Source organism: Leifsonia sp. KNZ12-8B (assembly GCF_056755495.1).
In genome coordinates, this window is the sequence record NZ_JBPGXM010000015.1 from 17,536 (window position 1) to 26,919 (window position 9,384).

11 protein-coding genes are annotated in these 9,384 nt (G+C 71.6%); 7 read left to right on the plus strand and 4 right to left on the minus strand.

All coding sequences use genetic code 11. The features are described 5' to 3' along the window. Window positions 1-49: 49 nt before the first annotated feature. Window positions 50-865, minus strand: a complete 816-nt coding sequence (locus ACR9ZG_RS04125) for a sigma-70 family RNA polymerase sigma factor (protein ID WP_481283557.1) — start codon at window positions 863-865, stop codon at window positions 50-52. A 414-nt stretch (window positions 866-1,279) separates the two neighbouring features. Here ACR9ZG_RS04125 and flgN point away from each other — a divergent pair, with 414 nt between their 5' ends. Genes flgN through fliW form a run of 4 tightly spaced genes read left to right on the plus strand, consistent with a single transcriptional unit; the run spans window position 1,280 to window position 4,477 of the window. Further along, complete coding sequence (gene flgN / locus ACR9ZG_RS04130; RefSeq protein WP_481283558.1) at window positions 1,280-1,774, plus strand: flagellar export chaperone FlgN; 495 nt, start codon at window positions 1,280-1,282, stop codon at window positions 1,772-1,774. A gap of 11 nt (window positions 1,775-1,785) precedes the next feature. Then, window positions 1,786-3,207 carry a flagellar hook-associated protein FlgK gene (flgK, locus tag ACR9ZG_RS04135; RefSeq protein ID WP_481283559.1) on the plus strand — a complete coding sequence of 474 codons (1,422 nt, stop codon included), beginning with the start codon at window positions 1,786-1,788 and terminating at the stop codon, window positions 3,205-3,207. 2 nt (window positions 3,208-3,209) lie between these two features. Next, window positions 3,210-4,094 (plus strand): flagellar hook-associated protein FlgL, encoded by an 885-nt coding sequence (gene flgL / locus ACR9ZG_RS04140; RefSeq protein WP_481283560.1) that lies wholly within the window; start codon window positions 3,210-3,212, stop codon window positions 4,092-4,094. Next, window positions 4,091-4,477 carry a flagellar assembly protein FliW gene (fliW, locus tag ACR9ZG_RS04145; RefSeq protein WP_481283561.1) on the plus strand — a complete coding sequence of 129 codons (387 nt, stop codon included), beginning with the start codon at window positions 4,091-4,093 and terminating at the stop codon, window positions 4,475-4,477. The genes flgL and fliW overlap by 4 nt, the downstream gene beginning before the upstream one ends. A 42-nt stretch (window positions 4,478-4,519) precedes the next feature. Here the strand turns inward: fliW and ACR9ZG_RS04150 are convergent, their stop codons facing one another. Beyond that, complete coding sequence (locus ACR9ZG_RS04150; protein ID WP_481283562.1) at window positions 4,520-5,800, minus strand: serine hydrolase domain-containing protein; 1,281 nt, start codon at window positions 5,798-5,800, stop codon at window positions 4,520-4,522. A gap of 154 nt (window positions 5,801-5,954) precedes the next feature. On the opposite strand from ACR9ZG_RS04150, the gene ACR9ZG_RS04155 reads away from it, so the two are divergent. From ACR9ZG_RS04155 to ACR9ZG_RS04165, 3 genes are all read left to right on the plus strand, one after another. Further along, entirely contained in the window at window positions 5,955-6,365 is a 411-nt protein-coding gene (locus tag ACR9ZG_RS04155) for a DUF4383 domain-containing protein (protein WP_481283563.1), read from the plus strand. 31 nt (window positions 6,366-6,396) lie between these two features. Continuing rightward, window positions 6,397-6,906 (plus strand): hypothetical protein, encoded by a 510-nt coding sequence (locus tag ACR9ZG_RS04160; protein WP_481283564.1) that lies wholly within the window; start codon window positions 6,397-6,399, stop codon window positions 6,904-6,906. 98 nt (window positions 6,907-7,004) lie between these two features. Then, window positions 7,005-7,661, plus strand: coding sequence for a biliverdin-producing heme oxygenase (locus tag ACR9ZG_RS04165; protein ID WP_481283565.1), 657 nt, complete (start codon window positions 7,005-7,007; stop codon window positions 7,659-7,661). Between the two features lie 21 nt (window positions 7,662-7,682). Here ACR9ZG_RS04165 and ACR9ZG_RS04170 read toward each other — a convergent pair whose 3' ends face one another. Continuing rightward, window positions 7,683-8,027, minus strand: a complete 345-nt coding sequence (locus ACR9ZG_RS04170; protein ID WP_481283585.1) for an FHA domain-containing protein — start codon at window positions 8,025-8,027, stop codon at window positions 7,683-7,685. 40 nt (window positions 8,028-8,067) lie between these two features. Then, window positions 8,068-9,366 carry an ATP-dependent DNA helicase gene (locus tag ACR9ZG_RS04175; protein ID WP_481283566.1) on the minus strand — a complete coding sequence of 433 codons (1,299 nt, stop codon included), beginning with the start codon at window positions 9,364-9,366 and terminating at the stop codon, window positions 8,068-8,070. Window positions 9,367-9,384 lie beyond the last annotated feature (18 nt).

The window sequence follows — 9,384 nt, forward strand, 5'->3', positions numbered from 1 at the left end:
GTCCGCAAGTGCCCCTATCGGCCGCCGGCGGCGACCCGTTAGGGGACGATCAGGATGCTCGCGCCGAGGTGGGCGAGGAGGGCGAGAGCGGCGCCCCGAGGTGCGAGACCGCGTGCTGCGCCAGCCGGGCCAGATAGGCGCTGCGGCGGGCCTGCGACGTCTTGGCCTCGATGATCTCGGGGTCGCCCTCGTCGGCGTAGTGGGTGGCCATGCCCTCGCGCATGAGGCGGATGGCCTCGGAGCGCTGCTGCGACACGGCGGAGTGGGTGATGCCGAGCTCCTCGGCGATCTCGGTGACCGTGCGGTCGTCGAAGTAGATGGCCTCGACGATGGACCGCATCCGGTCGGGCAGGGCGGCGACCACGGCGCGCACGTACGCGGTGCGCTCGCTCGTCAGCACCGCCTCCTCCGGTCCGGGCGTCTCCGAGACCAGCAGCGGCTCGATGGTCTCGTCGAGGGCGGTGACCGAGCGGGAGGCGTCGGCCAGGCCGGCGGCGGCGGTCTCGCGGTCGACGCCGAGCGCGGTCGCGATCTCGTCGACCGTGGGGGTGCGGCCGAGCGCCGCCGTCAGGCTCTCCTGCACGGCGAGGGTGGCCTTGATCCGCTTGCGGGCGGAGCGGGTGGCCCAGTCGCCTGCGCGCAGCTCGTCGGCGAGCGCGCCGACGATCCTGGTGCGGGCGTAGGCGCCGAAGGGGACCCCGGTGGACGCGTCGTAGGCATCGGCGGCCATGACCAGGGCGACGGCGCCGGCCGAGGCCAGGTCGTCGCGCGACAGGTGCGTCGCGCGGGCGCACAGGTCGGAGACGAGGTACCCGACCAGTGGCAGGTTCTCGACGACGAGCGTGTTTCGATCGTTCCGGTTCACGCGTTCGACCCTCTATTCATCGGACGGGCGCGGCCGGATCCCGGTGGGGTCGGGAGGCCGCCGCGCTCGGCGGTGCTGGACGCTCGGGCTTACTTCGGGTGCCGAACGGGATGCTAGGAGGTCTATCCGTGTTCACGGTAACAACGGTCCGACGGGGGCGTCGCGCCCGTTCTGCCCCCACTACGGGGCAGGGCCTACCCCCAGTTAACGGGCATCCATGAATCCTGATATTCAAACTGAGCGTGTGCTACGAACCGCCCGTCGCGGCGTTCCTCCTGAGGACATCCACAGCCGGCCGAGCCTAACGTGGAGGCCAGCCGTGCCGATGGTTCCCAGTGATCGGCGGGTGGACTCCCGCCCCCGACCCGAGGGGACCAGGTGCGCACATCGACTCACGAGGAAGTTGGTAGCGACATGGCCGCGAGCGAGCTCTCCGCGCAGCTCTGGAAGGAGCGCGAGCTCCTCGAACTCCTGCTGTTCAAGCTGGAGGAGGAGCAGCTGCTGCTCATCGCAGGCAAGTCGCGGTGGATCTCGCACGCGACGCGCGAGGTCGAGCAGGTCATGGAGCGCATGCGCGAGGCGGGCCTCGCCCGCACCGTCGAGGCCGCGGCCCTGGCCGAGCAGTGGGGGCTCGACCCCGACGCCTCCCTCCGCGAGCTCGCCGCCGCCGCACCCGACGGCATCTGGTCGGACATCTTCGGCTCGCACCTGGCGGCGATGACCGAGCTGACGGGCCAAATCGCCGAGGTGCGCGACACCAACGAGCGTCTGCTCCGCGAGGCGGCCCGGTCGACCCAGGAGACGCTGAGCGGCCTGGCAGGCGGCCCGTCCGACGCGGGCGTCTACGGCGCGGGCGGCGAGAGCCGCTCCGGCGACTCGGGCGCCCGACTGTTCGACACCGAGGCATAGCAGGAGCAGGGATGAGCACCTTCAGCGGCCTGAACACCGCGTACACCGGCCTGGTCGCCGCCAAGGCGGGCCTCGACGTCGTCGGGCAGAACCTCGTCAACGCGAACACCGCCGGGTACACCCGGCAGCGCGTGACGACCTCGGGCGTCGCCCCGCTCAACAGCGCCGGGCTCTTCAGCGGGGGAGTGCGCCCCGGCCAGGGCGTGAGCATCGACGGCATCCAGCGCCTCGACGACGCCGCCCTGGACGCACGGGTGCGCAGCACGACCGCGCTGGCCGGGTACTCCAGCACCAGGGCCGACGCCATCTCCACCCTGGAGGACTCGCTCCACGAGCCGGGCGCCAACGGCATCTCCACCTCGCTGCAGAAGTTCTGGGCCGCCTGGAGCGACGTCTCGAACCAGGCGGGGGAGCAGGCCCCGGCCGGCGTCCTGCTCGGGCAGGCCGGCACCCTCGTCACCCAGCTGGCCGAGGGCTACCGGGCCGTCGAGAGCCAGTGGAGCTCGCTGCGCACCGAGGCCGGCGGGATGGTGAGCGACCTCAACACCGCCGCGACCGAGGTGGCGGAGCTCAACGGCCGCATCCGCTCGGCGCTCGCCTCCGGCACCTCCGCCAACGAGCTCATGGACCGCCGCGACCTGCTCACGACCCAGATCGCGAAGCTCGCGGGAGGCGTCGTGCGCCCCAACGACGACGGCACGGTCGACGTGCTGGTCGGCGGCAACGCGCTCGTGTCGGGCACCACGGCCAACGCGGTCACCCTGGTCGGCTCCCAGACGATGGGCGGCGCCGGCGGCGACCCCGTGCGGCTGGAGTGGGCGCACCGTCCCGGCACCGCGATCGCGCTGGAGGGCGGCTCCATCTCTGGCGCGATCTCCACGCTCGCCCCGGCCGACGCCTCCGGCACCGGTGGGGTGCTGGCGGAGGCCGCGGTCGGCTACAACGCGTTCGCCGCCACGCTCGCGCAGCGCGTGAACGCCGTCCACAGCACCGGCGCGACCCCCACGGGCGCCACCGGACTGGACTTCTTCGCCATCGACCCCACCAAGCCCGCGGCGCTCGGCCTCTCGGTCGTCCCGACCTCGGTGGCCCAGATCGCCACGTCGACGCCGGGAGCCGGGGGAGCGGACGGCAGCATCGCCGGCGCCATCGCCGACCTCGGCACCGGCACGAACGCCGTCGACAAGCAGTGGACCGCGTTCGTCGTCCGGATCGGGGTGGCGGGCAAGACCGAGCAGCAGCAGGCCGACCTGACCGCCCTCGCGGCGAGCTCGGCCACCAACGCGCAGCTCGCCAACTCCTCCGTCGACCTCGACGAGGAGAACATGAACATGCTCGCGTTCCAGCACGCCTACCAGGCGGCCTCGCGCGTCATGTCCGCGATCGACGAGGCGCTCGACGTGCTCATCAACCGCACCGGAGCCGGGAGGTAACCGTGTTCACCCGTGTCACCAACGCCACGCAGACCGCGACCGCACAGCGCAACCTCCAGCTGAGCCTGCAGCGCCAGGCGCAGCTGTACGACCAGGCGACCAGCCGCAAGCTGCTCAACCGCCCGTCGGACGACCCGACGGCCACGGCGAGCGCGCTCACGGTCCGCTCCGACGCTGCCGCGACCGCGCAGTACCAGCGCAACGTGGACAACGGCGACGCCTGGCTCACCACCGCGGACTCCGCACTCTCCTCGGTGGAGACGCTGCTGCGCCGGGTGCGCGACCTCACCGTGCAGGGCGCGAACGACGGCGCCCTCTCGCCCGAGGCGAAGGAGTCGATCGCGACCGAGCTCGACGGGCTGAAGAAGAGCCTCCTTTCGCTCGCGAACACCACGTACCTCGGCCGCACGGTCTTCGCCGGCAACTCGGACGCCGGCGTCGCCTTCCAGCCCGACTACACGTACACGGGAGCGCCGGGAAGTACAGTGGAGCGCAGGATCGGCCAGGACGCGACGGTGCGGGTGGACGCCGACGGCGCCGCGGTCTTCGGGACCGGCACCGACTCGGTGTTCGCGCTCATCGACGCCACCGTGAGCGACCTGCAGAACGGGGTCAACGTCCGGCCGCGTCTGGGCCAGATCGACGACAGGATGAAGGCGGTCGTGGGAGAGCACGCGGAGATCGGCGGTCGGCAGACCCGCATCGACAAGGCGAAGGACGCCCTCGCCGTCGGCGCCAACGCCCTGGAGGCCCAGCGCGCCGGCATCGAGGACGTCGACCTCGCGAAGGTGCTCCTCGACCTCAAGACCCAGGACGTGAACTACCAGACGGCGATCGCCGTCACCGCCCGCGTGCTCCAGCCGACCCTGATGGACTTCCTCCGATGACCGCGATCCGCTTCGTCGCTCCGCCGCCCGGGCTGGAGCCGCTCACCGACTTCGCCCTCGACGCCGTCGCCGGCGCGGCCGGGCTGTACACGCTGACGGCCGCCGAGCGGCCGGAGATCCGGCTCTTCACCCTCGACGCCGAGCGCCACCTCCCCGGCTACTCGCCCGAGCTGCCGGACGACCGCGCGGCCGAGCTGAGCATCCGCACCCCCGAGGAGGCGCTGCTCCTGGTGGTCGTGACCCCCGCCGCCGCGGGGAGCACCGTCAACCTCCTGGCACCGGTCATCGTGAACCGGGCGACGGGCGCGGCCCTGCAGCTCGTGCTCGACGACGAGGGCCTCCCGGTGCGCGCGGAGCTGGCGGCGCTGGCCGGCGCGGCCTGAGCCTTCCCGTGGCCTGAGCCCGCCCGCGGCCTGAGCCCGCCGTCACTTCTTGGCGGGCTGCTCCTTGGCGGGGCACGGCGCCGCCTTCTTCATCGCCTCGGCCATCTGCTGCTCCGACCAGGGCAGGGACTCGACGACCTTCGCGCCCTTGGTCTCGGGCGGCACCTTCGAGGCGATCGAGGCCAGCCGTTGCGCCAGCGCCCGTGCGAACTTCGCTTGCGGCGTGGAGTTGTTGATCGCGACGACCACGGTCAGCCCCGAGGACGGGTCGGCGAACATCGCAGAGGTGTACCCGGGGATCGCGCCGCTGCTGCCGTACAGCGGGCCGAGCTGCTGCACGCCGAGGCCGTAGCGCTGCCATGAGGCGCCGTTCGTCACGCCGTCGCGCTGTGCGGTCGCGGACTTCTCGCTCACGAGCGAGCCGGCCGCCAGCGCCTGCGTGAACGTCTTCAGGTCGGCGAGGTTCGACACCACGCCGGCGGCGGTCCAGCCCATCGACGGCGAAAGCCGCGAGACATCGCGCACGGGGGTGCACGCCGGGGCGCCGTTCGGGCCAGGGCCGGAGACGTACCCGTCCGCGTGCGCGCCCGGCACCGTCAGCGTCGTGGCCGCCGGCAGGACGGTGGACTTCATGCCGAGCGGACCGAAGAGCTCGTCGTCGTACAGGTCGGGCGCGGCCGTGCCGGTCGCGTTCTGCAGCGCCATCCCGAGCAGGATCGCGTTGGTCTGCGAGGAGCCGTACGCCTGGCCTGGCTTGCCGTACCGCGGCGCGGCGACGCCGTCGCTCGCCAGCTCGAGCGGCGGCCACTGGCGGGTCGGGTTGGTGAGGAACTCCGTGCCCAGCTGGCCCTGGTAGTCGCCGATGCCGGAGGTGTTCGCGCACAGCTCGCGCAGCGTCACGCCCTCGACGCCCACCATGCCGGGCAGCCACTTCGTGAGCTGGTCGTCCAGCCCCACCGTGCCGTCGTCGACGAGCCGCAGGAGGACCGTGCACGTCATCGGGATGGTGTTCTGCCCGATGCGGAAGGACATGGCCTCGGTGACGGGCTTGGATCCTCCGCGCGTGGTCGTGCCCTGGGCGGCGGTCCACGTGCCCGCCCACGGCGCCCACACGCCCGCGAAACCGGCGGAGGCGTCGGCGAGCCTGATCGCCTCGGTGAGGGCGGACGACATCTTGTCCGACACGTCGCGCGGCAGCGCGGCCTCGTGCTGCGAGGGGAGGCCGGGGCCGGCCGACGAGGAGGTGCAGGCCGCGAGCGTCAGCGCGACGGCCCCTGCGACCACGGCGAGCAGGGCTCTGCGCGTCCGGCTCCGACCTCGCATTGCGGCCCCCTGTCGTGGTGTCGTCGTCCCAGGATTGTAACCTCCGCAGAAAAACCCCCATAACGCAAGGGGCTGTGCCGGCAATCCAAAAACGACGAGTCTCCGAATCAACCACGAGGTGCACACGGGTGCGCCGCAAGGAGGAGAACGAACAATGCGCACATCACCGAACCGCCTCGTCGCCACGATCTTCGGCGCCGTGTACCTGCTCGTGGGGCTGCTGGGCTTCGCCGTCACCGGCGGTGTCGGCTTCGTCGCCACCAAGGGCGGGCTGCTCCTCGGCATCTTCGAGGTCAACCCGCTGCACAACATCGCGCACCTGCTCATCGGCGCGGCCCTGCTGATCGCCGGCCTCACCCGCGTGGCGGCCGCGAAGGCCGTCAACATCACGGTCGGAGCTGTCTACCTGCTGCTGGGCATCGTGGGCTTCTTCCTCGTCGGGACCGGCGCGAACATCCTCGCGCTGAACACGCCCGACCACTTCCTGCACCTGGTCAGCGCCATCGTGCTCCTCGGCGTCGGCCTGGGCGCCGAGCGGACCGTGCGCTCCGCTCGGACCGTCTGACCGACCGGTCACGGCGCACCCCATGAGCAGGATGAGTGGAACCGCCCCGGTCGCCCCGGCGACCAGGGCGTTCCTCGCCGTGGCCGCGCTGGGGGCGGGGCTGCTGCATGCAGCGCTCGCCCCCGGCGCACCTCCGCTCCTGCTCGCGGTGCTCCTGGCCATCGCGGCGGCCGAGCTCGGCTGGGCCGCCGCCACCCTCGCCCGCGACCGCCCGCCGCTGTTCCGGCTGATCCCGGTGCTCGCGCTGTCGCCCCTCGGCCTGTGGGCGGCGATCGCGGTCGCCGGAGCCGTCGCGTCCTCCGGCACCGTCCCCGCCTTCCCGCTGCTGCCGATGGCGGTCGCTTCGATGCTCGACCTGGCCGTCGCCGTCGTGGCCGCCGTCGTGCTGCGGCGGGGGAGGACCTCCCGCCAGGACACCGGAGCCCTGCGGTTCGTGGTGGCCCTGGCGTTGAGCGCCGCCGCCGTCTGCGCGGTCACCATCCCCGCGCTGGGCCTCACCGACGCCGGAGTCGCGGCCGTGGAGGTCGGGCACCACCACTGAGGCCCGTGCGCACACCTCCGCGGAGCTTGACGCGGACGACCCCGTAAGCCAGTCTGGTTAGGCAAGCCTTACCTACCCAGCCTGACCCGGGAGACCCGATGACCGAGCCGATCCCCTTCTCGCAGGCGCTCCGCGAGCGCACCCGCTCCGTCCACGAGGAGAGCGAGGGCGCGGTCTTCATGCAGGACCTCATGAGCGGCCGGGGCAGCCGTGAGGACTACATCCAGCTGCTCGGTCAGCACTACTTCATCTACCAGGCGCTCGAGGAGGCCGCCGCCGGCCTCGCGGACGACCCGGTCGCGGCGCTCTTCATCACGCCGAAGCTGACCCGCCTCCCGGCGATCGAGACCGACCTCGAGTTCCTCCTCGGCGCGGACTGGCGCGACCGCATCGCGCCCCTGCCGAGCACCTTCCGCTACACCGCCCGCATCCGCGAGGTCGGCGCGACCTGGCCGGGCGGCTTCGTCGCCCATCACTACACCCGCTACCTCGGCGACCTGTCGGGCGGCCAGATCATCCGCACGCTCCTCCAGCGGCAGTACGGCTTCGACACCAACGGCGTCGGCTTCTACCTGTTCGACGAGATCGCCAAGCCGAAGGTCTTCAAGGACGTCTACCGCGCCCAGCTCGACGCCGTCGACTGGACCGAGGAGGAGCGCGACCGCGTGATCGCCGAGGTCGGCCTCGCCTTCCGCTTCAACACCGACCTCTTCAACGACCTGGCCGCCGCCAAGGCCGCGACGGCCGCGGCCTGACCCTCCCGGCCGTTCCGGGCCCTACCGCCGGGTCAGCGCGAACGAGACGTTCCCGAACCGCACGATCGAGCCCGGGTCGACCTCGTGCCGGGTGTTCGGGTCGCACGCGAAGGTGCCGTCGCCCGGGTAGGTGATCGTGGTCCCGTTCGCCGAGCCCAGGTCCATCACCCAGAACACGCCGTCGTACTGGCCGAACGCCAGGTGGGCGCGCGACACCGACTTGGCGTCGTCGGCGACGGTGATCAGCTCGGCGTGCGCCGGGTCGTCGAACTCCGTCCCCGGCGTGTGCACGGCGGGGTTGCGGCCGATGACGCCCTCCGACATCGTCTCGATGTGCTGGCCGTCGCTGAAGTCCAGCACGAACATCACCGCCACGCGGGTCCTCCCTCATCCATCCGGCCGCGGCTCATCCGACCGCGACCCTCACCGGCTGGGCGTCGCGCATGAAGCGCTCCACATCCTTGTCGACCATGATGTCGCCCGGCCGCAGCGGCCGGGTGAGGTACAGCCCCTCCAGCGTCGTGATCCGGCTGAGCGCGACGTAGGTCTGACCCGGCGTGAATGCGCGCGTGCCCAGGTCGACGATCGCCGCGTCGTAGGTCTTGCCCTGCGACTTGTGGATGGTGACCGACCACGCGAGGCGCAGCGGGAACTGCGTGAACTCGGCGACCACGTCCTTCGTCAGCTTCTTGGTCTCAGGGGAGTAGTTGTAGCGGTACTTCTCCCAGATGGCCGGCTCGACCTCGTGCACCTCGCCGTCGACCTCCACGTACACCGTGCTGTCGATGCGCGTCACGGTGCCGATCGTGCCGTTCACCCAGCGCGGACCGTCGCCCTGCCCCACGTCGTTGCGCAGGAACATCACCTGGGCGCCGACCTTCAGCTCCAGCGTCTCGTCGGCCGGATAGTTGCGGCCGCCGAAGTCGCCGCTCACCTCGGCCTTCGCCGTGAGCGCCCGGCCGGGCAGGCGCGCCAGGGCCTGCGAGTTGATCCGGTTCACGGTGTCGTTGCGGGTCGCGAGCGTGATCGTCCCGTCGGTGGGGGCCGGACGCGCGCCCACCTCGTTGAGGCGGTCGGCGATCTCCTTGGTCACCATCCCGTGCCGCACCGCGTTGAGCATGTACCGGAAGTCGGACTCGTGCTGGCGGTGCACCTGCAGCAGCTCGACGATGCGGAGGTCGGCCTCCTGCCACACCTTCGCGTCGAAGAACCACATGGAGCGGTAGGTGTCGGCGAAGTACGCGCGCTCCTCCGCGTCGCCCGGCACCGGCGCCAGCTGGTAGGGGTCGCCGAACAGCACGATCTGCACGCCGCCGAACGGCTCCTTCGCCTTCTGCCTGGCCTGGCGGAGGCTGCGATCGACCGCGTCCATCAGGTCGGCGTTGACCATCGAGACCTCGTCGATGACGAGCGTGTCGATGCTGTTGAGCAGCTTCTTCAACTCGGCCGACTGATCGATGTCGTGGTCGGCGATCACGCCGATCGGCAGCCGGAACAGCGAGTGGATGGTCTGCCCGCCCACGTTGAGCGCCGCGACCCCGGTGGGCGCCGAGATCACCAGCGACTTCTCGGTGTTCCACGACAGGTGGTTCAGGAGGGTCGACTTGCCGGTGCCGGCGCGGCCCGTGACGAAGACGTGATCGCGCGTGTGCTCGATCAGCTCGAACACCGCCTGCTGCTCCGCAGAGAGCGAGAGTCGGCCCATCCGAGTCCCTTCCCCTCC